This window comes from Alcanivorax sp. IL2 (genome assembly GCF_047495475.1).
Lineage (GTDB): Bacteria > Pseudomonadota > Gammaproteobacteria > Pseudomonadales > Alcanivoracaceae > Alcanivorax.
Genome location: NZ_CP179932.1, coordinates 1219678 through 1240070 on the forward strand (window position 1 = coordinate 1219678; position 20393 = coordinate 1240070).

At 60.4% G+C, this 20393-nt stretch carries 22 protein-coding genes; 12 read left to right on the forward strand and 10 right to left on the reverse strand.

Annotated features, from left to right (window positions below; genetic code table 11):
- Positions 1-13: 13 nt before the first annotated feature.
- On the reverse strand, positions 14-1180 hold the full coding sequence (locus ACMG4N_RS05690) for a helix-turn-helix transcriptional regulator (RefSeq protein ID WP_414433076.1): 1167 nt from the start codon (positions 1178-1180) through the stop codon (positions 14-16).
- A 294-nt stretch (positions 1181-1474) separates the two neighbouring features.
- Here ACMG4N_RS05690 and glyA point away from each other — a divergent pair, with 294 nt between their 5' ends.
- Genes glyA through nrdR form a run of 3 tightly spaced genes read left to right on the forward strand, consistent with a single transcriptional unit; the run spans position 1475 to position 3666 of the window.
- The gene (glyA, locus tag ACMG4N_RS05695; protein WP_297769873.1) at positions 1475-2731 is read left to right on the forward strand and encodes a serine hydroxymethyltransferase; all 1257 of its coding nucleotides are present in this window, start codon (positions 1475-1477) and stop codon (positions 2729-2731) included.
- A gap of 52 nt (positions 2732-2783) precedes the next feature.
- Positions 2784-3140 carry a four helix bundle protein gene (locus tag ACMG4N_RS05700; protein ID WP_414433077.1) on the forward strand — a complete coding sequence of 119 codons (357 nt, stop codon included), beginning with the start codon at positions 2784-2786 and terminating at the stop codon, positions 3138-3140.
- Positions 3141-3195: 55 nt separating this feature from the next.
- Complete coding sequence (gene nrdR, locus ACMG4N_RS05705) at positions 3196-3666, forward strand: transcriptional regulator NrdR (RefSeq protein ID WP_335627137.1); 471 nt, start codon at positions 3196-3198, stop codon at positions 3664-3666.
- A 79-nt stretch (positions 3667-3745) separates the two neighbouring features.
- Here the strand turns inward: nrdR and ACMG4N_RS05710 are convergent, their stop codons facing one another.
- Together ACMG4N_RS05710 and ACMG4N_RS05715 are read right to left on the reverse strand one after the other, a co-directional pair.
- The gene (locus ACMG4N_RS05710) at positions 3746-4681 is read right to left on the reverse strand and encodes a sodium-dependent bicarbonate transport family permease (protein WP_414433078.1); all 936 of its coding nucleotides are present in this window, start codon (positions 4679-4681) and stop codon (positions 3746-3748) included.
- Complete coding sequence (locus ACMG4N_RS05715) at positions 4671-4877, reverse strand: hypothetical protein (protein WP_414433079.1); 207 nt, start codon at positions 4875-4877, stop codon at positions 4671-4673. The genes ACMG4N_RS05710 and ACMG4N_RS05715 overlap by 11 nt, the downstream gene beginning before the upstream one ends.
- Before the next feature lie 95 nt (positions 4878-4972).
- Here ACMG4N_RS05715 and ACMG4N_RS05720 point away from each other — a divergent pair, with 95 nt between their 5' ends.
- The 9 genes from ACMG4N_RS05720 (at position 4973) to ACMG4N_RS05760 (ending at position 13159) form a co-directional block, all read left to right on the forward strand.
- A complete protein-coding gene (locus ACMG4N_RS05720; protein ID WP_297769884.1) occupies positions 4973-5941 on the forward strand; it encodes a LysR family transcriptional regulator in 969 nt (322 codons plus the stop codon).
- Positions 5942-5951: 10 nt separating this feature from the next.
- Positions 5952-7082, forward strand: a complete 1131-nt coding sequence (ribD, locus tag ACMG4N_RS05725) for a bifunctional diaminohydroxyphosphoribosylaminopyrimidine deaminase/5-amino-6-(5-phosphoribosylamino)uracil reductase RibD (protein ID WP_414433080.1) — start codon at positions 5952-5954, stop codon at positions 7080-7082.
- A 65-nt stretch (positions 7083-7147) separates the two neighbouring features.
- Positions 7148-7813 carry a riboflavin synthase gene (locus ACMG4N_RS05730; protein WP_297769890.1) on the forward strand — a complete coding sequence of 222 codons (666 nt, stop codon included), beginning with the start codon at positions 7148-7150 and terminating at the stop codon, positions 7811-7813.
- A gap of 215 nt (positions 7814-8028) precedes the next feature.
- Complete coding sequence (gene ribBA, locus ACMG4N_RS05735) at positions 8029-9138, forward strand: bifunctional 3,4-dihydroxy-2-butanone-4-phosphate synthase/GTP cyclohydrolase II (protein ID WP_297769893.1); 1110 nt, start codon at positions 8029-8031, stop codon at positions 9136-9138.
- Between the two features lie 79 nt (positions 9139-9217).
- Positions 9218-9688: a 6,7-dimethyl-8-ribityllumazine synthase gene (gene ribE / locus ACMG4N_RS05740; RefSeq protein ID WP_290539409.1), complete on the forward strand. Its 471-nt coding sequence runs from the start codon at positions 9218-9220 to the stop codon at positions 9686-9688.
- Between the two features lie 60 nt (positions 9689-9748).
- The gene (gene nusB / locus ACMG4N_RS05745) at positions 9749-10201 is read left to right on the forward strand and encodes a transcription antitermination factor NusB (protein ID WP_035244976.1); all 453 of its coding nucleotides are present in this window, start codon (positions 9749-9751) and stop codon (positions 10199-10201) included.
- Positions 10202-10241: 40 nt separating this feature from the next.
- Entirely contained in the window at positions 10242-11195 is a 954-nt protein-coding gene (thiL, locus tag ACMG4N_RS05750) for a thiamine-phosphate kinase (protein ID WP_414433081.1), read from the forward strand.
- A gap of 70 nt (positions 11196-11265) precedes the next feature.
- Positions 11266-11751: a phosphatidylglycerophosphatase A gene (locus ACMG4N_RS05755; RefSeq protein ID WP_297769904.1), complete on the forward strand. Its 486-nt coding sequence runs from the start codon at positions 11266-11268 to the stop codon at positions 11749-11751.
- A gap of 187 nt (positions 11752-11938) precedes the next feature.
- Positions 11939-13159 (forward strand): diguanylate cyclase, encoded by a 1221-nt coding sequence (locus ACMG4N_RS05760; RefSeq protein ID WP_297769907.1) that lies wholly within the window; start codon positions 11939-11941, stop codon positions 13157-13159.
- 97 nt (positions 13160-13256) lie between these two features.
- Here the strand turns inward: ACMG4N_RS05760 and dxs are convergent, their stop codons facing one another.
- The 7 genes from dxs to ACMG4N_RS05795 all read right to left on the reverse strand — a co-directional run bounded on the left by dxs (position 13257) and on the right by ACMG4N_RS05795 (position 20300).
- Positions 13257-15173, reverse strand: coding sequence for a 1-deoxy-D-xylulose-5-phosphate synthase (gene dxs / locus ACMG4N_RS05765; protein ID WP_297769911.1), 1917 nt, complete (start codon positions 15171-15173; stop codon positions 13257-13259).
- A gap of 66 nt (positions 15174-15239) precedes the next feature.
- Complete coding sequence (locus ACMG4N_RS05770) at positions 15240-16136, reverse strand: polyprenyl synthetase family protein (RefSeq protein ID WP_297769914.1); 897 nt, start codon at positions 16134-16136, stop codon at positions 15240-15242.
- Complete coding sequence (locus ACMG4N_RS05775) at positions 16126-16368, reverse strand: exodeoxyribonuclease VII small subunit (protein WP_035244971.1); 243 nt, start codon at positions 16366-16368, stop codon at positions 16126-16128. Before ACMG4N_RS05775 ends, ACMG4N_RS05770 begins: the two co-directional genes overlap by 11 nt.
- A gap of 493 nt (positions 16369-16861) precedes the next feature.
- Positions 16862-17929, reverse strand: coding sequence for a porin (locus ACMG4N_RS05780; protein ID WP_297769920.1), 1068 nt, complete (start codon positions 17927-17929; stop codon positions 16862-16864).
- Between the two features lie 28 nt (positions 17930-17957).
- Entirely contained in the window at positions 17958-18398 is a 441-nt protein-coding gene (locus ACMG4N_RS05785) for a universal stress protein (RefSeq protein ID WP_297769922.1), read from the reverse strand.
- A gap of 36 nt (positions 18399-18434) precedes the next feature.
- Positions 18435-19718 (reverse strand): TRAP transporter large permease, encoded by a 1284-nt coding sequence (locus ACMG4N_RS05790; protein ID WP_297770821.1) that lies wholly within the window; start codon positions 19716-19718, stop codon positions 18435-18437.
- 6 nt (positions 19719-19724) lie between these two features.
- Positions 19725-20300, reverse strand: coding sequence for a TRAP transporter small permease (locus ACMG4N_RS05795; protein WP_297769925.1), 576 nt, complete (start codon positions 20298-20300; stop codon positions 19725-19727).
- Positions 20301-20393 lie beyond the last annotated feature (93 nt).

Below are 20393 nucleotides of genomic sequence, written 5' to 3' on the forward strand. Positions count from 1 at the left end.
AGTTGCAGGCTCCCTAGTGCGGCGAGTTGCCAATGCCGCTGCCGAGCAGGATCCGGATGATATCCTGCTGCTTGTTGACCCCGAGCTTGTGGAAGATGCCTTTCAGCTGGGTCCGTACGGTGGCCAGGCTGACGCCTTTCTGGTTGCTGATTTCCTTGAGATCCAGACCGTTGGTGAGAGCAATGGCGATGCCGGCCTCTTTGCGGGTCAGGCCAAACGTCTGGATCAGTTGCTCCTCGGAGGCATTAAAGGAAGCACCGGGGTCTGACAGGTAAAGCACCACCAGCCCGGGTTCCGCTGGGCCAAACTGTGAGTGAGGCGCCTCGTGGCAGGGCACACCAATCACGGTAAGAGGATGGCTGCGCTCCGGGTGGCGCAATCCAATCGCCTGATCCTGTGGCCAGGGGTCGAGGCCTGGAGTTTCGCGCAGGCGTAGCAGCATTTCCTGAAGCTTCAGGTCATCTTCCGGGTAATGCGCCTTGAATCCCTGCGGCGTCTGCACCAGGGCGGGATGGGTGTCCAGCAGAAGGGTGGCCAGGTCATTGCAGTAGCGAATGCGGTTGTCCCGGTCGATGATGACAGTGCCCAGCATGACTTTGGACAGGGCGTACTGGAGTGTTTGTGCCCGGCTTTCCTGAAGGTGCAACTGACGCTGGATCAGCAAGGCCCGCTGGAAATGGGGGGCCAGCTGATCGAGCAGCTGCAGTTCCCGTTTCCCGAAGGGCTCCGCCTTGAAGGAGCGGTGAACGCCAATGCCTACATGCCAGTGGTCATCGTTGAAAAAGCTGATGGCGGCCACGTAGCCCAGATCGTTGGGTTTGGCGATCAGCCGGTAGTAGAGCGGGTGGGCCAGGCGGGCCTCATCATGTCGGCAGACCAGGCCGGCCCTGCCGATGGGGCGAAGGCTCTGGATCTGATAGATGGGATCATATTTGGCCATGCCCAGCCGGTAGGATAACTCGGCCACTTTGGGCAGCCCGTAACAGGCCATCATGTAGCGGGTCTTCTGGTGGTAGTCCTCCACGTGGATGCCGCCGGACTTGGCATTCAGGCGTCGGCACAGCTCGGTAATGACCACTTTCCAGTGTTCGGGGTGGTATGAGGCTTCATAAATGTCCCCGATAAACTCAAGAAGCTCTTCCGCGGTGCCCTCTGCAGCATTGTTTATGGCTCGTTCCATGGCGCTCCCCGCAGCACGTTTCGCGGCATTATCCGGGGTGAAACAGGTGCCCGGCATTCACCCGATGCTGCTTTCCCTTAGAATTATTATGGGTATTGCCCGTGGTCAACAGTGTAGGCAGCCTGCTCCGCTGTTGGCAATAAGTGTGATACAGGTCTCAACCAGGGGGCGATGAACGGGCTGGAGCAATGAAAGTTGGTCATGGAGAAATGAAAGGCCTTCATGTGCCAAGCCGCTGGCTTTTGGGTAGAATACGCGCCCCAACCCATCTCTTTGCATGCTGACAGGTAGCCCATGTTCCCGAAATCCATGTCCATCGCCGAGTTCGATCCGGAAATCCAGGCGGCCATTGAGGCCGAGGAAGTTCGCCAGGAAGAGCATATCGAGCTGATTGCCTCTGAAAACTACGCGTCTCCACGGGTCATGGAAGCCCAGGGGTCCGTGCTGACCAACAAATACGCGGAAGGCTACCCGGGCAAGCGCTATTACGGCGGTTGCGAGAATGTGGACGTGGTCGAGCAGCTGGCCATCGATCGGGCCTGCGAGCTGTTTGGTGCCGATTGGGCCAACGTGCAGCCGCACTCCGGTTCTCAGGCCAACGGCGCGGTCTACATGGCCATGCTGCAGCCCGGCGACACCGTACTGGGCATGAGCCTGGACGCCGGTGGCCACCTGACCCACGGCGCCAAGCCGAACTTCTCCGGCAAGACCTACAACGCGGTGCAGTACGGCCTGGACAACGACACCGGTCTGATCGACTACGACCAGGTGGAAGCCCTGGCCCGTGAGCACAAGCCGAAGATGATCGTGGCCGGCTTCTCCGCCTACTCCCAAGTGGTGGATTGGCAGCGTTTCCGTGACATCGCCGACGAAGTGGGTGCCATCCTGCTGGTGGACATGGCCCACGTGGCCGGCCTGGTTGCTGCGGGTGTCTACCCGAGCCCGGTTGGCATCGCCGATATCACCACCACCACTACCCACAAGACGCTGGGTGGTCCCCGTGGTGGCCTGATCATGGGCAAGACCAACGAAGCCATTCAGAAGAAGATCAACTCTGCGGTATTCCCCGGTGGTCAGGGTGGCCCTCTGGAGCACGTGATTGCCGCCAAGGCGATCTGCTTCAAGGAAGCCATGCAGGCCGATTTCAAAGGCTACCAGCAGCAGGTAGTGAAGAACGCCCAGGCCATGGCCGGCGTGTTCATCGAGCGTGGCTTTGATGTGGTTTCCAACGGCACCGAAAACCACCTGTTCCTGCTCAGCCTGATCAAGCAGGACATCACTGGTAAAGATGCGGATGCCGCCCTGGGCAGCGCCAACATCACCGTGAACAAGAACGCCGTCCCCAACGACCCGCGTTCCCCGTTCGTCACCTCCGGCCTGCGCATCGGCTCGCCCTCCATCACCCGTCGCGGCTTTAACGAAGCCGATGCCAAAGAATTGGCCGGCTGGATCTGCGACATCCTCGATAACATGGGCGATGAGTCCGTGATCGAGACCGTGAAGGGGAAAGTGAAAGAGATTTGTGCGCGTTTGCCGGTGTACGAAAGATAAAGGCAGTGAAAAGTTAACAGTGAATAGTTAACAGCGAAAACCGGGGGCATGGATGGCTGACCGGCATGTGGCGCGGGAGAAATCCCGCGCTTTTGCGTTAAGGATCGTGAAGTGTTGCGAGTTTCTGCAGAGCCAGAGACGGGAATACGTGCTGAGTAAGCAGCTTTTACGTTGCGGCACGGCTATTGGTGCTTTGATCCGTGAAGCGGAATATGCAGAAAGTAAAGCGGACTTTATTCATAAAATGCATATTGCTTTGAAAGAGGCGAATGAAACCGACTACTGGATAGACCTGCTGTTGGATTCAGGGTATTTCAGTGAAGAAGCGGGTTTATCGCTGCAATCGGATTGCCGTGAAATTTTACGCGTTCTAATTGCCATTATCAGAACCACAAAAGCTCGTAGTTAACGGGTTTTAGCTGTTAACTATTAACTGTTCACTGTTAACTATTTTGAGGTTCCCGATGTTCTGTCCATTCTGTGCCGCCCAAGACACCAAAGTGATCGACTCCCGTCTGGTCGCGGATGGCGGGCAGGTGCGTCGTCGGCGTGAGTGTCTTAGCTGCAACGAACGCTTTACTACCTTCGAGACCGCCGAGCTGGTGATGCCGCGGCTGGTGAAGTCCGATGGGACCCGTCAGCCGTTTGATGAAGCCAAGTTGCGGGCCGGCATGTTGCGGGCGCTGGAGAAGCGGCCGGTGAGCATGGAGGATCTGGAGGCGGCGATCAGTCGTGTCTGTCACCGCTTGCGCGCCACTGGGGAACGTGAGTTGCCGGCCCGGGAGCTGGGTGAGTTCGTGATGGAAGAGTTGCAGCAACTGGACGATGTGGCCTATGTGCGTTTCGCGTCCGTGTATCGCAGCTTTCAGGACATTTCCGAGTTTTCCGCGGAAGTGGATCGCCTGCGCGGGAGAAGTGACAAGAAAGACGACTAGTCTCTGAGTTGAACATTGGAAAGCCACCGGTCACCGGACGTGACCGGTGGCTTTTTTCGTTGTGCTGCAAGAAGGATGCTCAGCTGCCGTGCAGCCATTGGGCAAGCAGCAGATACAACGGGATACCTGCCAGCACATTGAACGGAAAGGTGATGCCCAGTGACGCGGCCATGGACAGGGTGGCGTTGGCCTGGGGCAGGGCGACGCGCATGGCAGCGGGCACCGCGATGTAGGACGCGCTGGCCCCCAGTACCGCCAGCAGGGTGATGCCGCCCACCGACAGGCCGAGCCCCTGGCCCAGCAGGGCGCCCAGTCCGCCCGCCACTAGCGGCATGAAGACGCCGAAGGCGGTCAGGAACGGGCCGTCCTGCTTGAGAGCGCCCAGTTGTTCCGTGGTAATCAGGCCCATCTTCAGCAGGAACAGCGCCAGGGCGCCCTGGAACAGCTCCATGAAGAAGGGGGAGATCTTGCTCAGGCTATCGCCGGCGAAGGCACCGATCAGCAGGCCGCCCACCATCAACACGATCCCCGGGCTGAGCAGGGTTTCATGGGCCAGCTTGCGGCTGGCCAGGCCGGCGGACAAACCTTTTGCGAGCACCAGGCCGACAATGATGGCGGGAATCTCCAGCAACACCACAAACAGCGGAAAGTAGGGCTCGTAGGCCACGCCAGCGGCATCCAGCACTGCCACGGCGACAGCATAGGTGGCCACACTGACGCTGCCATAGTGGGCGGCAATGGCGGCTGAATTGACCCGGTTCAGGCCGCCCACATAGCGTAGCAGCGGGAAGGCCATTAACGGCAGAACCACACCGAAGCCCACCACCAGTAACGATTCCCGGACAATCCGCAGGCTGGCGTGCTCCGCCAGGGCGGCGCCACCCTTCAGGCCGATGGCCAGTAGCAGGAACAGGGTCAGGGTCTGATAAAGCCCGCCGGGAAAGGGAAGGCGAACCTTCAATATCCCGGCAGCCAGCCCCAGCACGAAGAAAAGCACTACCGCATCAAGCTGCATAGCTATCCCCGCCTCGCTGGGCGTCAGTGGCGGCGGCCGGGTTGCGCCCTGCCAGCCATGCCAGGGGCAGCAAGGCGATGCCGATGACTCCCAGTGGCAGGCCGGCGTGCCCGTTGGCGATGAGGGCCGTGGCCAGTCCAAGGTTGAGCAGGGCAACGAAGAGAATGAAAAAACGCTGTCGAGAGTGTTGTGGCATGGGACCTCCGGGTGAAATCGGAGGCCATTATCAGAGAGAGAAATATTAGATAAAAATAGATACTATCTAGGTTTTATATAGATAAAGGTCTAATCATGAGCCGGTTACATGCCCGCGTGGGTACCCTGAGGCAACTGGAGATCCTGCTGGCAGTGCATGAGGCGGGCACCGTAACCGGGGCGGCGGAAATGCTGCATCTGACGCAGCCCACGGTATCCATGCAGCTGCGCAAACTGGTGGATGCCATGGGCATGCCGCTCTACCAGCAACAGGGCCGCAAATTACGTTTTACCGATGCCGGCCTGGCGGCGGTGGCCAGCGCCCGCCGGGTGCTGGAGGAGTTCGAGCATCTGGATATGACCCTGGCGGATTTGCGCGGACTCAAGGCCGGCACCCTGCGCCTGGCGGTGGTCACCACGGCCAAGTACTTCGTGCCCCATCTGCTGGGGCCTTTCTGTGCCCTGTACCCCGGCGTGGAAGTGTCCTTCCATGTGGGCAACCGTGAGCAGATCATCGAGCGGCTGGAGCAGGGGCTGGATGATTTCTGCGTCTTCAGTCATGTTCCCGGCGGCCGCCCGCTGATCTCCAGTGCCTTTCTGGATAATCCGCTGGTGGCCATTGCCGCGGAAAATCACCCGCTGGCCCGCCGTGACCATCTGACCCTGGATGACATCGCCGGCGAGCCCTTTCTGATGCGCGAACCCGGCTCCGGCACCCGTCACGCCATCGAGCACTACCTGCAGCAACAGGGCAAGCAGCTGAATGTGAAGATGACGGTGGAAAGCAATGAGGCCATCCGCCATTCGGTGATGGCCGGGCTGGGTATTTCCATTCTCTCCGCCCATACCCTCAATCTGGGTGGCTGGGTGGGGTTGGCGCCGCTGAAGGTAGTGGGCCTGCCCATTGTCACCCAGTGGTACCTGGTGCGGCCTTCCGGGAAAAAACTGTCGATTGTGGCGCAGGCGTTCCAGCAGTTCATGGCTAACGAGGGCAGAGCGGTGCTGGCGGATTTTGTGGAAGATGCGGATCGCTTTGTTGCGGCACCGGGCGCCGGCATCCAGTAGAATGCCTGCCATGTTTACGCGTCTGGATTATCAATATATGGCCCGTGCCCTGCAGTTGGCAGAGCAGGGCCTCTACACCACCGACCCCAACCCGCGGGTGGGGTGTGTGTTGGTGCGCGATGGTGAGATTGTCGGGGAAGGGTTTCATGCCCGTGCCGGCGAGCCCCATGCCGAACGTCATGCCCTGGCAGCAGCGGGTGATCGGGCCCGCGGGGCCACTGCCTATGTGACCCTGGAGCCCTGTTCCCACACCGGTCGTACCGGGCCCTGCGCGGATGCGCTGGTGGCTGCCGGGGTGGCCAGGGTGGTGGCTGCCATGGAAGACCCGAATCCCCAGGTGGCCGGTAATGGCATGCAAACGCTGGCGGCAGCGGGTATTGAAACCGCCTCTGGTCTGCTGGAAGCCGACGCGCGGGCGCTGAATCCGGGCTTTATCTCGCGCATGACACGCCAGCGGCCCTACCTGCGCATCAAGATTGCCGCCAGTGTGGATGGCCGCACGGCAATGGCCAGTGGCGAATCCCAGTGGATTACCGGCCCGGCGGCCCGCGAGGATGTGCAGCGCCTGCGCGCCCGCAGCTCTGCGGTGATTACCGGTGTCGGCACCGTACTGGCGGACCGGCCTTCCTACACGGTTCGCCCGCAGCAGTGGGCCCTGACCGACTATCAGCAACACTCGGGGGGCAGTGACCGCGTGCGTCAGCCCCTGCGGGTGATCCTGGATCGTACCCTGCAGACTCCGCCGGATGTGCCGGTGGTCAGTGCCCCGGGCCATTGCCTGCTGGTGGCAGGCGAACAGCATCCCGGGCGGCAGAATGCCCTGGAATCCGCCGGTGCCGAGGTGATGCTTTTGCCCGCCTCCGGGTCCGGGATCGACCTGCAACAGTTACTGATCGAACTGAACCGGCGCGAATGCAACGAAGTACTGGTAGAATGTGGCGCCACGCTGGCCGGGGCCTTCGTTCGCGAGGGGCTTTTCGACGAGCTGATCGTCTATATGGCGCCGGCCCTGCTGGGCTCATCGTCCCGTCCTCTGCTGGGGTTGCCGCAGCTTGCCAGCATGAGCGAGAAGGTATCGCTGAAGTGGCAGGATGTGCGCCAGGTCGGTGATGACCTGCGCCTGACGCTGGTTCCGGCGTGATTCAGACACCGCTGTAGGAGCCATGCAAGCATGGCTCCTACAGTGTGACATCAAGAGGCATTTCCATGTTTACCGGCATTATTGAAGCCATGGGCCAGGTCGCGGCCATGACCCCGAAGGGGGGCGACGTGACGTTGCTGATCAAGAGCGATGCGCTGGATTTTTCCGATGTGCAGCTGGGGGATTCCATTGCCGTTAACGGCGTCTGCCTGACCGCCACGGCGCTGCCCGGCGGAGCTTTTGAGGCGGATGTGTCCGGGGAGACCCTGTCGCTGACCTCCCTCAAGCAGATCGCTGTGGGCAGCCAGGTGAACCTGGAAAAAGCCCTGACACCGACCACCCGGCTGGGCGGTCATCTGGTCAGCGGCCACGTGGATGGCCTGGGCAAGATCGTGCAGATGAAGCAGGATGCCCGCTCGGTGCGCATCGATATCGAAGCCCCGGCGGAGCTGGCCCGCTACATTGCCCACAAGGGCTCGATTACCGTGGATGGCATCAGCCTGACGGTGAACAGTGTGGACGGCGCGGTGTTTTCCCTGAACATCATCCCCCATACCCAGGATGTCACCACTATTGGTCAATGGCAGGTGGGGACGCCAGTGAACCTGGAAGTTGATATAATCGCCCGCTATCTGGAGCGCCTGTTGCTGGGCGACAAGGCCGCCGAGCCGAATGCGGAAGGTATCTCCATGGCATTTCTGGCCGAAAACGGGTTTTTGAAAGGCGGCTGACGCCGCCAGAAACAAGCTGCAAGCGACAAGCTTCAACGCGATAAAAGCGAGTTGCCATCAATTGCAGGCTTGAGTGCGCGAATATCGCGTACCGGAAAGACAGGGTTTGCACTGGTTTTCCTTGTAGCTTGCGGCTTGTAGCTTGCAGCTCATCACCGGTGAAAAATGCAGAGGAAGTGCAGTTTGCTTCCACGCTTGATAGGTCGAGTACCACTATGCAGCTCAATAGTATTGAAGAACTGATCGAAGACATCCGCCAGGGCAAGATGGTTGTCCTGATGGATGATGAAGACCGGGAAAACGAGGGCGATCTGGTGATGGCCGCCGAGCATGTCACCGCCGAGGCCATCAATTTCATGGCCCGCTACGGCCGTGGTCTGATCTGTATGCCCATGTCCCGGGAACGCTGTGAGCTGCTGGAACTGCCGTTGATGGTACAGAGCAACGGCAGTGGTTTCGGTACCAAGTTCACTGTGTCCATTGAGGCCCGTGAAGGGGTCACCACCGGGATTTCCGCTGCCGATCGTGCCCGCACCGTGCAGGCCGCCGTTGCCCGTAATGCCCGCGCCTATGACATCGTCCAGCCTGGCCACATTTTCCCGTTGATGGCTGAGCCGGGTGGCGTGCTGCGTCGCGCTGGTCATACCGAAGCGTCCTGCGACCTGGCCATGCTGGCCGGTTGCGAGTCTGCCGGGGTGATCTGTGAGGTGATGAACGACGATGGCTCCATGGCCCGTCGTGAAGACCTGGAAGTGTTTGCCAAGGAGCACGACCTGAAGATTGGCACCATTGCCGACCTGATCCAGTATCGCGCGCTCAACGAGAAAACCATCGAGTTGATGTCCGATAACACGCTGGATACCTGGTACGGTGATTTCCGTCTGGTCGCCTTCCGCGACACCGTGGATGGTCTGACTCATGTGGCCCTGGTCAAAGGTGAGATCAGCGAAGACAAGGAAGTGACCGTTCGGGTGCATCAGGTGGATCCCCTGCGAGATCTGATGAGCGCCAAGATGAACGGCCGCACCGGCTGGAACATGCATCGCGTTCTGGAATCTGTCTCCCAGGCGGATGCCGGCGTGGTGATTATTCTGGGTCAGGATTATGAATCCCAGGATACCGTGGAGCGGCTGGAAGCCTTCTTCGGCGGCACGGCCAGCAAACCCAAAGGGGAATCCCGCGCCTACCGCAACATCGGTACCGGCTCCCAGATTCTCAAGGCCCTGGGAGTGCGCAAGATGCGCCTGCTCAGCTCGCCAATGAAGTTTAATGCGCTCAGTGGTTTCGATCTGGAAATCACCGAGTATGTGGAAGCAGACAGTTAAATTAACGCTTGCACGCAACATGCTCCACGCTTGCACGCGTGAGGCTTGCCAGCGTGGAGCGTGTTAGCGAGGAATAAACATGCAAAACATCAAAACCCTGGAAGGCACTCTGAATAATGTGGGCGGCCGTTACGGCATCGTCGTGGCCCGCTTCAACAGCTTTGTGGTGGAAGCCCTGCTGGAAGGCGCGGTGGATGCGCTGGTTCGTCACGGCGTCAGCCCCGATGACATCGAGATCATCCGTGTACCTGGTGCCTGGGAAATGCCGGTGGCAGTGAAGAAGATCATCGAAAAGCGTGACTACGACGCAGTGATCACCCTGGGTGCGGTGATTCGCGGTGGCACCGCCCACTTCGAATATGTGGCCGGCGAAGCGGCCAAGGGTATTGCCTCTGTGCAGAACGCCACGGGTGTGCCGGTGGTATTCGGCGTACTGACCGTGGATACCATCGAGCAGGCTATCGAGCGTTCCGGCACCAAGGCCGGCAACAAGGGTGCCGAAGCGGCCATGAGCGCGCTGGAAATGGTCTCCCTGTTTAAGGCACTGTAATTATTCGGGACGCGGCGCGGGGCGCAGGCGTCCCGCACCACTTCCTGACGTTGAGGCAGCATGAACAATCCTTCCACACCCAGTGCCCGCCGCAAGGCGCGCCGATTCACCATGCAGGCCCTGTATCAATGGCAGCTGGCCGGTGCCGCCGTGAGCGACATCGAAGCCCAGTTCCTGGCTAACCAGGATTTTGCCAAGGCAGATCGCGAGTACTTCCATGACCTGCTGCACGGGGTGCCGGCCCAGGTGAAAGAGCTCGACGAGCTGCTGACGCCCTATCTGGATCGTCGGGTAGAGGAGCTGTCCCAGATCGAGAAAGCGATCCTGCGACTCGGCGCCTACGAGCTGAAAGAGCGCCTGGATGTACCCTATCGGGTGGTGATCAACGAAGGGATCGAACTGGCCAAGGTGTTCGGCGCCGACGATTCCTTCAAGTACGTCAACGGCGTACTCGACAAGCTGGCGCGCAAGCTGCGCTACCAGGAAGCGTCAGAACGTCCTTTCCGCGATTGAGCGGATGCGCGCAGGGCTCCCTGCGCGCTATGCTTCTCCCATGACAGACACCCCAAAGCCGCAGAGCCTGGATGAGTTTTCCCTGATCCGGCGCTACTTTCATCGCCATGGTCACCACGGCCCTGATACCGGCGTGGTGCTCGGCCCCGGTGATGATGCGGCCATCCTGACTCCCCCTGCCGGTCAGCAACTGGTGATGACCCAGGACACCAGCCTGGCCGGTCGCCATTTCCCTGACGACATGGATGCCGCCGATGTGGGCTATCGCTGCCTGGCGGTGAATCTGTCCGACCTGGCGGCGATGGGCGCCGATCCCCTCTGGTTTCTGCTTTCGCTGACGCTACCCGACGTGGATGAAGGCTGGCTGGCCGGCTTTGCCGATGGCATGTTTACCCTGGCGGACCAGGCCGGCATCTCCCTGGTGGGGGGCGACGTGACCCGGGGCCCGCTGTCTGTTTCCATTCAGGCCACCGGGGCGGTGCCGCCGGGGCAGGCCCTGCGGCGTGATGGCGCGCAGCCAGGCGATCGCATCTGTGTGGGCGGTGTCACTGGGGCAGGCCTGCTGGGTTTGCAGCAATGGCAACAGGGGATGCGCAGCGGTGCCGCCATCGATCATTTCCGGCGTCCGTCTCCGCAACTCAGTCTGGGGCTGGCGCTGCGTGGTCGCGCTACGGCCTGCATTGATATCTCCGACGGGGTGCTGGCGGACCTGGGCCATATTCTGGCCGCGTCCGGTAGTCTGGGGGCCTGTTTGCAGGAAGATGCCCTGCCGCTGGGCAGTGCGGTGCTGGCCGGTTGCAGCGAGGCAGAACAACGTCGCCTGCAGCTCCAGGGTGGCGATGATTACCTGCTGCTTTTTACCCTGCCAGCGCAGGAAAGCCTGCCGCCGGGCTGCTATTGTCTGGGCACGGTGGAGCAGCAGGAGGGCCTGCGACTGGCAGGCCGGGACGGAACAATAACGACGTTGCACGCCACTGGCTGGCAGCATTTTTGAGTAACGCACACGGGCTTGTCGGCATGTGGGGTGACGCATGTTGCGTGTTGCGTACAAGCGAGAGATGTCGATGGAACTGAAACGCCCGAAGATGACAAACCCGGTCCACTTTCTTGCCTTCGGCTTTGGCTCGGGCCTGGCGCCCATTGCGCCGGGGACCTTCGGCACGGTGGCTGCCATGCCGATCTGGTGGCTATGTGCCCAGCTGCCGCTGTGGGGCTATCTGCTGGTGACGGCGCTGGTGATCGCAGTAGGCCCGTTCCTGTGTGGGAAAACCTCCCATGACATGCACGTACACGATCACCCGGGTATTGTCTGGGATGAAATCGCTGGCCTGCTGATCACCATGATTGCGGTGCCGGTGACCTGGTGGGGGGCGCTGGCGGGGTTCGTGGCTTTCCGGGTGTTCGACATTATCAAGCCCTGGCCCATCGGCTGGCTGGACCGTCGCGTGGAAGGCGGGCTGGGGATCATGGTGGACGACCTGCTGGCCGGGGTGTATGCGGCGGTGGTGGTACAGCTGCTGATTGTTTTCCTGCCGCAGTGGTTTACCTGAGCAATCGCAGGAAACGTCGCCAGGGTGGGCAGAGGTTGCAGGTCGCCGGTATGTGTCTTGTTGCACTGGTTTGAATTGCCCTAATATCGTTTTGTCACTACCGCTGGCACGAAAAGGATAGCGCCACACCGGGTTAGCTTTTAGCCTGAATGGATAATAACTGACCAACCGCAGGCAGGGATTTGCCATGTCGGATACCGATCCCCGTACCAGACGGGTGGTGGTGCCGGGGGTGCGCTGGCTACGCTTTCCCCGGCGCCTGGAAACGGAATATCGTGAATATCAGTGCCGGGAAGCCGTGGAAGGTTTCCGGGTTAATGCCTTTTATATTCTTCTGCTTTATCTCCTTCTGATCTCCGGTATCTATGCGTTGGCGCCGGAAGCGGTACGTGGCCGCTGGCTGGCGACCTATATCTGGGTAGGGGTCATCGTGCTGGTGGCTGGCGGTCTTGCCCAGGTGTCGGCCCTGAATCGTTATTTTCCCTGGTATGCGGGGCTGGGAAGTTTTCTGGCGGTGGCGGTGTCCATGGCCATCCCTGGTTTCATTGATGGATCGGTCTCCGTCCAGCTGGCCCATGTGTCGGTGATCTATGCGTTGGTGATTGTTTACGCGATGGTGGGCCTGCGCTTCCCGGTGGCGGTAGCGGCGTGTTGGGGAGGGGGGCTGCTGGGTTGGTGGCTGTCTGAGCGCTTCGGCCACGGAGTGGACTGGCAGGTGACCCACCGTACCTATACCGGGGTGAGCCTGCTGGGGATGTTCCTGTGCTATACCTCCGAAGTGCGAGATCGCCTGCTGTTTTTCAATCAGCGGCAATTGCTGCGCCAGCAACAACGCACCCAGGCGCTGGCCGAACGGCTCCATCGGCTCAGTCGGGAAGACAGCCTGACCGGGCTTGCCAATAGGCGTTCCTTTGATGAGGCCCTGGATCGGGAATGGCGCCGCTGCCAGCGTGAGCAGCAACCGCTGACGATCATGCTGGTGGATGTGGACTGCTTCAAAGCCTACAACGACCATTACGGACACCTGCAGGGAGACCGCTGTCTTCAGCAGCTGTCCAATGAACTGCGGCGTTACGGGCGACGGGGTGGCGACGTGGTGGCACGCTTCGGTGGTGAGGAATTCGTGTTGCTCTATCCCGGCATTGCTGACACCGAGGCACAACAACTGGCCTCACGGGTATGCCGCTCGATACGCGCTCTGGCAATGCCTCATGCCTGTAATCCCGGCACCGGCGAAGTCACTGTCAGCGTGGGCGTGGCCGTATTGACCCCCAGCCCGAAACAGACCGCAAGGGCCCTGCTGGATGCGGCGGACCGCGCCCTGTATCAGGCAAAACAAAGCGGCCGGGACACCTGGCGACTGTATGAACCGCCACCCAGGGTGCGGCTGGTCAAGGATGACAGGTGAATCGCCTGATGCTCGACGCCAGACGCCGAACGCAAAGAATCAAAAACCGGTTGATGCGAAAGCGGCGCCCTTGCGCTGACTAGCGTCGGAGGCCTCTTCAGCGTGCTTCGCGCAGGCGTTGCTGTTCGCTCAGGCGGGTGCGTATTTGCGTCTCGATACCCTGGGCATCCAGTCCGGCCTCGGCCAGTAGCACATCCCGCTTGCCGTGGTGGATGAAGTGATCCGGCAGGGCCAGGTTGAGCACATCCACCAGCAGACCTTCCTCGTGAAGCAGCTCGTTCACTGCCGAGCCGGCCCCGCCCATACGCTGGTGGTCTTCCACGGTCACCAGCAGGGTGTGGCTGGCGGCTGCCTTGAGGATGCCGTCACGATCCAGAGGCTTCACCCAGCGCATATCCAGCACCGTGGCATTGATCGCCTTTCCCGCTTCCTGCGCTGCCGGGGTGAGGGCGCCGAAGGCCAGGATCGCCACCTGCTGGCCGTCGCGCAGGGTACGCGCCTGGCCGATGGGCAGGGCTTCCATGGTCTCTTCAATCTCTACGCCGGGCCCGGTGCCGCGGGGGTAGCGCACTGCCGCCGGGCCTTCGTGCTGGTAGGCGCTATACAGTAATTGCCGGCACTCGTTCTCGTCGGAGGGGGCGGCGATGATCATGTTGGGCACGGTGCGCAGGTAGGCCAGGTCAAACACGCCGCCATGGGTAGCGCCGTCTTCGCCGACCAGGCCGGCCCGGTCCAGGCCGAAGGTTACATCCAGATCCTGCAGGGCCACGTCATGGATCAGCTGGTCGTAGCCGCGCTGCAGGAAGGTGGAGTAGATCGCCACCACCGGTTTCTGCTTTTCGCAGGCCAGGCCGCCGGCCAGGGTTACCGCGTGCTGTTCGCAGATCGCCACGTCATGAAAGCGGTCCGGAAAGCGCTGGCTGAATTCCACCATGCCGGAGCCTTCGCACATGGCCGGGGTAATGCCCACCAGGCGTTTGTCTTGTTCGGCCATGTCGCACAGCCACTGGCCAAAGATGTCCTGGTACTTGGGTTTCTTCGGCTGGCTGGGGACGGCCACCTGTACCTTCGGTTTGGGCTCGATCTTGTTGATGGCGTGGTAGCCCACCGGGTCCGCTTCGGCGGGGGCGAAGCCCTTGCCCTTGGTGGTGTAGATATGCAGTAACTGCGGCCCTTCCAGGGCGCGCATGTTGCCCAGGGTGCGCACCAGTTCGTCCACATTATGGCCGTCGATGGGACCGATGTAGTTGAAGCCGATGGCCTCGAACAGCATGTCCGGGCTCACCATGTTCTTCATGCTTTCTTCGGTACGGCGGATAAAATCCCAGGCCGCCGGCATGGTGGAGAGCACCTTCTTGCCGCCTTCGCGCAGGGCGATATAGCTCTTGCTGGCCCAGATGCGGGCGAAGTAGTTGGACAGGCCTCCCACATTGTGGGAAATCGACATGTTGTTGTCGTTGAGGATCACCAGCAGGTTGGAGCGGGTGTGGGCGGCGTGGCTCATGGCCTCGAAGGCCTGGCCGGCGGTCATGGCGCCGTCACCGATGATGGCCACGGCACGACGGTCGCTGCCCGCCATTTCCGCGCCCAACGCCATGCCCAGGGCCGCGCTGATGGAGGTGGAGGAGTGGCCCACACCAAAGGTGTCGTACTCGGATTCGCTACGCTTGGGAAAACCGGACAGGCCATCCTGCTGGCGGATACTGGTAATGCCTTCGCGGCGGCCGGTGAGAATCTTGTGAGGGTAGCACTGGTGGCCCACATCCCATACCAGCCGGTCGTCGGGGGTGTTGTACAGGTAGTGGAGGGCGACGGTCAGCTCCACCACGCCCAGGCCGGCGCCGAAGTGTCCACCACACTGGCCCACCGCATAAAGCAGGTATTCACGCAGTTCGTCCACCACCTGCTCCAGCCGGGTGGCTGGCAGCCGTCGCAACTCGGCGGGGCTGGTCAGAGTGTCCAGCAGCGGAGTGGCCGGGCGAGTCAGCGGGATTTGCGTAAATGTCTTGGGCATAGAGGTATGCAGCCTGAAATGCACGGCGAAATGAGTGCCTAGTATACCTTCACCGGGCGTCAGGCGTCAGTGATCGCGGGAGATGATGTATTGTGCCAATTGTTGCAATGGTTGGGCGCGTTCTCCATAGCCGGCCAGGGTCTGCTGGGCTTGTTGGCACAGTTCCCGCGCCCGCTGCTGGCTCTGTTCCAGACCAAGCAGGGAGGGAAAGGTGCTTTTCTGCAGTTTCTGGTCGGAGCCGGAGGGTTTGCCCAGCTGCTCGGTGCCGGCGGTGATATCGAGAATATCGTCCTGTATCTGGAAGGCCAGGCCGATGGCATCGCCAAACCGGTTCAGGTCATCGAGCAGGGCAGGGGCGTCCACTTCCGCGGCGAAATAGCCCAGTTGCAGGCTGGCAGTGATAAGCCGACCGGTCTTCAGATAATGCATTTCTTCCAGTGCCGCGACAGTCTGCTGCTGGCCCTGGGCGAGCATGTCCTGCATCTGGCCGGCGGCCATGCCGTCCACGCCGGCGGCCAGACACAGGTGCTGGATCATGGCGATGCGGGTTTCTGCGCGGTAATGGCCGCTGTTGGCGAGCAATTCGAAAGCACGGGTATGCAGGGTGTCGCCGGCGAGGATGGCGGTGGCCTCGTCGAAAGCCTTGTGACAGGTGGGCTGGCCCCGACGCAGATCGTCGTCGTCCATGGCTGGCAGGTCGTCGTGGACCAGCGAATAGGCATGGATCAATTCTACCGCGGCGGCGGGCACATCGGCTTTGCCAGATTTGGCCCCGGCCAGCTGGGCGGCGCCGTAGACCAGTAGCGGGCGAATTCGCTTACCGCCGCTGAGTGCGGCATAGCGCATGGCCTGGCTCAGCCGCGGTGCGGCGCTGGCGGCAGGCACGAAGGTATCCAGTGCCTGCTCCAGGCGGGCCCGGCTGATTTCACCAAGCTGGTCCAGGGCGGGGAAGCTACTGGCCATTATCTTCACCGGCAAAAGGAGCCGGCTCGGCGTCAGTGTTCTGCTCCAGCAGAATACGTACCTTCTGCTCGGCCTGCTGCAGGGCCTGTTGGCATTCCCGGGACAGGCGAACCCCTTCTTCAAAGGCTTTCAGGGATTCTTCCAGGGTCAGGTCACCGGATTCCATCCGTTCCACCAGGGATTCCAGATTGTCCAGTGAGGTTTCCAGCGCGGGGGCTGCCTGCTTTGCCATGGGTATCTCCTAGCCTGAGTGTGTCACCAAAACGCGCTGAGCTATTCACAGGTGCGATGATAGCAGTCAGAAAGGCAGTTTGGGCGGTCTGGGTCAGTGCATCCGGCGGGAACAGTAATGCACAGGCGGTAGTGAATCAATTGCTATCTACCGATCTGCGGGGGCCCGATGGTCCATTGTTCGATTTTTTTGATGGGTTGCAAGTGGCTGATAATGAAAGGGTAAACACGGGATTTCAGAAGCAGGAGGGGATTGATTCCAAATGGTTCTAAACAGGGGGTTCCGGTGCTGGCGGCGGCTTGCTTATAGTGAAATGCCCGCCGGAGGCCGCAGGCAGCTTCTTCCTCTGATCTCCTAAGCTATGGCGTTTAGTCTGCGTCACCGGCGGGGATCCTCTCAAAGCGGCAACAGCGTAACCCCCAAGCATAAACAACGTAACAGGCCGCGCCCTGGCTGGGCGCGGCCTGTTACGTTTTAAGCCGTGCCGTCGCGTTCAGAAATCGTAGCGCAGCCCCACCGTGAAGACCTGTCCGTCGCTTTGTACCTGGTAGCCAGCCAACGGATTGAAGCTGTCCGAGTTGGGGGTGTAGATGGCGTAGCCCAGCTCTTCATAGAAGTATTCGGCGAAGAACTTGAGCGCCTCGGTATGCTGGTAGTCCATGCCCACATGGACGGAATCACCCTGGAAAAAGGCTTCCCCTTCTCCGTCGGACTCTTCCCCTTGAGCGTACATGGCCTTGAAGGTGTACTTGTTCCAGCTGTAGGAGCCGTACAGGTTGTAGGTGACGGGATCGTCATCGACGGTGACGCTGCTGTGGGACAGCAGTTGTTCCACCTTGGCCGCAAAACGCCAGGGCCCGGTGGTGTACGTGGCTGACGCGCCGACCTGATCCGGGCGGTCACCTGAGTCCTGTTCGGTGTCCTGATAGGCAGCTGCCAGTGTCAGGTTATCCACTGACCAGGACAGGGCATATTGCATGGTATCCAGGTAGCTGGTGCCGGCTTCGTCTGTCATGTCCACCCCGGAGACCGTGGCGGTGATTCCGGCCATGCTCGGCGAGGTATAGGTCAGGGCGTCGCGGCGAAAGGCGGCCTGGGTGGCATAACCGGAATAGAACGAACTGAAGAAATCCACCGGGTAGGCCACGTTGTTGTAGTAGGCCAGCCACTGGGTGCCCACCGTCACGCTGCCGTATTGATCATGGGCCGCAGAAATCGTCGCCACCCGCGGCATGCTGTTGTTGTCTTCTTTATAGAGTTCATGAAAGAAGGTGGGGTCCTCGGCACGCAGACGGGCAGAGTTGATCGGAAATTCCAGCGTGGCAGTGATATCCACGTTGTCGAAGTCGTTGTAGATAGCGCTGACGCCGAGCCGCGAATAGGCGTCTCGCAGGCCGGTATAGGAGTCGTCCTCTCCGGGCTGGGCTTCATCCACGGAAACCGCTTCCGCCTGGATGCGCAATGAACCGTAGGGGGTCACCGTCAGTTCCGCATTGGCGGGCAGGGTGGCCATGCCGGTGAGCAGCGCCGCGCTGAGCGGCAGAGTGTATGGGTATTTCATCCTTGAGCTCCCTTCTTTTGTTTTAAATTCAGACAATCAGTACCGGGCAGTGCGACAGGCTGGCGACCCGCTGGGAAACACTGCCCAGAAAGTAGCCGTCCACATCGCCACTGGTGCCCCGTGAACCCATCACGATCAGGTCCACATTGTTGTCCTTGGCAAAACGGATAATGGCCCGGGAGGGCCTGCCTCCCTTGACGAAGGCCCTCACCTGTTTGGCACCGGCGTCGGAGGCCAGCTGTTTTGCCTGGTCTGCAACGGAAGAGGCATATTCCTTCAGCGCATCATCCGGCAGCTGCACATCGTTGGGGCGAACCATTGAAAGGGACGCCTCGAACAGACTGTGGTGTTTGAAGACGCAGAGCAGATACAGCTCGGCATCGTTGTCCTGCTGCAGCTTGGCGGCATGGTCCAGCGCCTTGAGCGAGCCCTGGGAGCCATCCACGGGAACCAGAATCCTTTGGTACATAACTGCCTCCTTGCGGGGAGTTATTCCTCGCTCCAGTTAGTTGAAGACCAGATCTCGCAGGGATAAGGCGATCTGTGGAAACACGATAACCAGCAGCGTGGCTGCCAGAAGCATGATGACGAAAGGTGGAGTGCCTCGTATCACTTCCCAGTACGGGCGTTTGAAAATGGCGATGGCCGTAAAGATGTCACAGCCAAAGGGCGGCGTAGCCGAGCCGACCGCCACCATCATGGTGATCAGTATCCCCACATGTACCGGGTCGAGACCGGCAGAGGCCACTGCCGGCGCGAAAATGGGGGTGAGGACCAGGATCACCACGATGGGATCCACAAACATGCAGGCAATAAAGAAGGCCACGGCAATGGCCATCAATACGCCGAAAGGGCCGGCTTCATTGATACCCACGGCTCCGAGCAAGGTCTGCGGGATCTGGGCAAAGGAGATAATCCAGGAGAAGCCGTTGCCGACTGCCACCAGAATAAACACCACTGCGGTGATCAGGCCGGTGGACTTGGCAATGGCATAGATATCCATGGCCTTGAGTGATCGGAAAATCACGAACTCCAGAATGACCGCATACAGCACACAAGCCGCGGCCGCTTCCGTGGGGCTGAAAATGCCGCCGTAGATACCCCCGACAATGATGACGGGAAAACCTAGAGGCCAGAGCGCTTTTCGCACCGAGGAAAAGCGTTCATTCCAGCTGGCCTTGGGTTCGGTGGGTACTTTCTGGATATGGGCGTAGACCACACAGTAGGCGGAGAACATCAGCAGGATGAGCAGGCCGGGGCCAATGCCGGCGATAAACAGTTCGGCGATGGAGGTGCCGGTAATCACCCCGTAAATAATCATGCCGATGCTGGGCGGAATCAGAAAAGCGATATCGCTGGCGTTAATGATCAGCGCCAGAGTAAAGGAATCCTTGTAACCCGATTCCAGCATGCGCGGTCGCAGCGGTGAGCCAACGGCAACCACAGTGGCCTGGGTAGAGCCAGACACCGCCCCGAACAGGGTGCAGGAGGCGGCGGTGCTGACCGCCAGGCCTCCTTTTATGTGGCCGATAAAGGCCATCACCATGTTAACCAGCCGATTGGCAGACTGGCCGCGGGTCATGATGTCGGCGGCAAGGATGAACATGGGCACCGCTATCAGGGCCGTCGGGCGAATGCCAGCGAGCATTTGCTGGATAAAGAAATCCATGCGATCGAAACCGTCGAACATCATCACGAAGCCGACCACGGCGCCGACGATCAGCGGTACCATCATCGGAAACCCGAACAGCAACAGCACCAGCATGACGAGAAACATGATCCAGGCCATCATCAGTCAGATCTCCGTTTCTTGTTCGTCGTAACCATCCAGCACCGTGGTGGACAGGTACACGTCCCGGGAGAAAATATTCTTTATCCCGGCCATGAAGTACTGAATGCCTGTGACAGTGAGACCCACCGGTACCCACAGATAAATCAGATAAATGGGAAAGCCCAGAGTGGGTAGCACCCGGCCGCTGCTATACACCGAGTAGATGTAGCTGACCGAATACCAGCAAAGGAAAAACATGATCGCGGAGGTGACGAAACTGATCAGAATCATCATCCACCGGCGGACCGTAGTCGGGAACACATCATAGATGGCGGACATGCGAATATGACGACCATGTCGGGCTGCATAACCCAGTCCGGCAAAGGTGATCATGACGATCAGGATGCGGTTCAGCTCTTCGGAAAAGTGCAGGCTTTCGCCAAGAACGAAACGGCCTACGACGTTTGCCACCGTGTTGATGGCCATGAGCAGAACGCCGGTAGCGAGAATAACGGCTTCGACTTTGGCGATGCCGTTGTCGAGGGTGCCGAGAAAGCCTGGCAGGGTGGACTTCTGCGGTGATGGTGCCCCATCGTTCATGATTGCGTCCTTCTGCAATTACCGGTTGAGCGGATCATCCTGATCCGCGCCCCCGGCTTGTGGTGATTCTGGTGTTGCCGGGGAACCCCGTGG

Bases quoted from the DNA above. Each gene is read 5' to 3' on its own strand.
- ACMG4N_RS05760 (WP_297769907.1), top strand. From the start codon at position 11,939: ATGTCGGATACCGATCCCCGTACCAGACGGGTGGTGGTGCCGGGGGTG.
- ACMG4N_RS05700 (WP_414433077.1), top strand. From the start codon at position 2,784: ATGGCTGACCGGCATGTGGCGCGGGAGAAATCCCGCGCTTTTGCGTTA.
- ACMG4N_RS05770 (WP_297769914.1), bottom strand. From the start codon at position 16,136: ATGGCCAGTAGCTTCCCCGCCCTGGACCAGCTTGGTGAAATCAGCCGG.
- nusB (WP_035244976.1), top strand. From the start codon at position 9,749: ATGAACAATCCTTCCACACCCAGTGCCCGCCGCAAGGCGCGCCGATTC.
- ribD (WP_414433080.1), top strand. From the start codon at position 5,952: ATGTTTACGCGTCTGGATTATCAATATATGGCCCGTGCCCTGCAGTTG.
- glyA (WP_297769873.1), top strand. From the start codon at position 1,475: ATGTTCCCGAAATCCATGTCCATCGCCGAGTTCGATCCGGAAATCCAG.
- ACMG4N_RS05780 (WP_297769920.1), bottom strand. From the start codon at position 17,929: ATGAAATACCCATACACTCTGCCGCTCAGCGCGGCGCTGCTCACCGGC.
- ACMG4N_RS05715 (WP_414433079.1), bottom strand. From the start codon at position 4,877: ATGCCACAACACTCTCGACAGCGTTTTTTCATTCTCTTCGTTGCCCTG.
- ACMG4N_RS05710 (WP_414433078.1), bottom strand. From the start codon at position 4,681: ATGCAGCTTGATGCGGTAGTGCTTTTCTTCGTGCTGGGGCTGGCTGCC.
- dxs (WP_297769911.1), bottom strand. From the start codon at position 15,173: ATGCCCAAGACATTTACGCAAATCCCGCTGACTCGCCCGGCCACTCCG.
- ribE (WP_290539409.1), top strand. From the start codon at position 9,218: ATGCAAAACATCAAAACCCTGGAAGGCACTCTGAATAATGTGGGCGGC.
- thiL (WP_414433081.1), top strand. From the start codon at position 10,242: ATGACAGACACCCCAAAGCCGCAGAGCCTGGATGAGTTTTCCCTGATC.
- ACMG4N_RS05775 (WP_035244971.1), bottom strand. From the start codon at position 16,368: ATGGCAAAGCAGGCAGCCCCCGCGCTGGAAACCTCACTGGACAATCTG.
- ACMG4N_RS05790 (WP_297770821.1), bottom strand. From the start codon at position 19,718: ATGGCCTGGATCATGTTTCTCGTCATGCTGGTGCTGTTGCTGTTCGGG.
- ACMG4N_RS05720 (WP_297769884.1), top strand. From the start codon at position 4,973: ATGAGCCGGTTACATGCCCGCGTGGGTACCCTGAGGCAACTGGAGATC.
- ribBA (WP_297769893.1), top strand. From the start codon at position 8,029: ATGCAGCTCAATAGTATTGAAGAACTGATCGAAGACATCCGCCAGGGC.
- ACMG4N_RS05755 (WP_297769904.1), top strand. From the start codon at position 11,266: ATGGAACTGAAACGCCCGAAGATGACAAACCCGGTCCACTTTCTTGCC.
- ACMG4N_RS05785 (WP_297769922.1), bottom strand. From the start codon at position 18,398: ATGTACCAAAGGATTCTGGTTCCCGTGGATGGCTCCCAGGGCTCGCTC.
- ACMG4N_RS05795 (WP_297769925.1), bottom strand. From the start codon at position 20,300: ATGAACGATGGGGCACCATCACCGCAGAAGTCCACCCTGCCAGGCTTT.
- ACMG4N_RS05730 (WP_297769890.1), top strand. From the start codon at position 7,148: ATGTTTACCGGCATTATTGAAGCCATGGGCCAGGTCGCGGCCATGACC.
- ACMG4N_RS05690 (WP_414433076.1), bottom strand. From the start codon at position 1,180: ATGGAACGAGCCATAAACAATGCTGCAGAGGGCACCGCGGAAGAGCTT.
- nrdR (WP_335627137.1), top strand. From the start codon at position 3,196: ATGTTCTGTCCATTCTGTGCCGCCCAAGACACCAAAGTGATCGACTCC.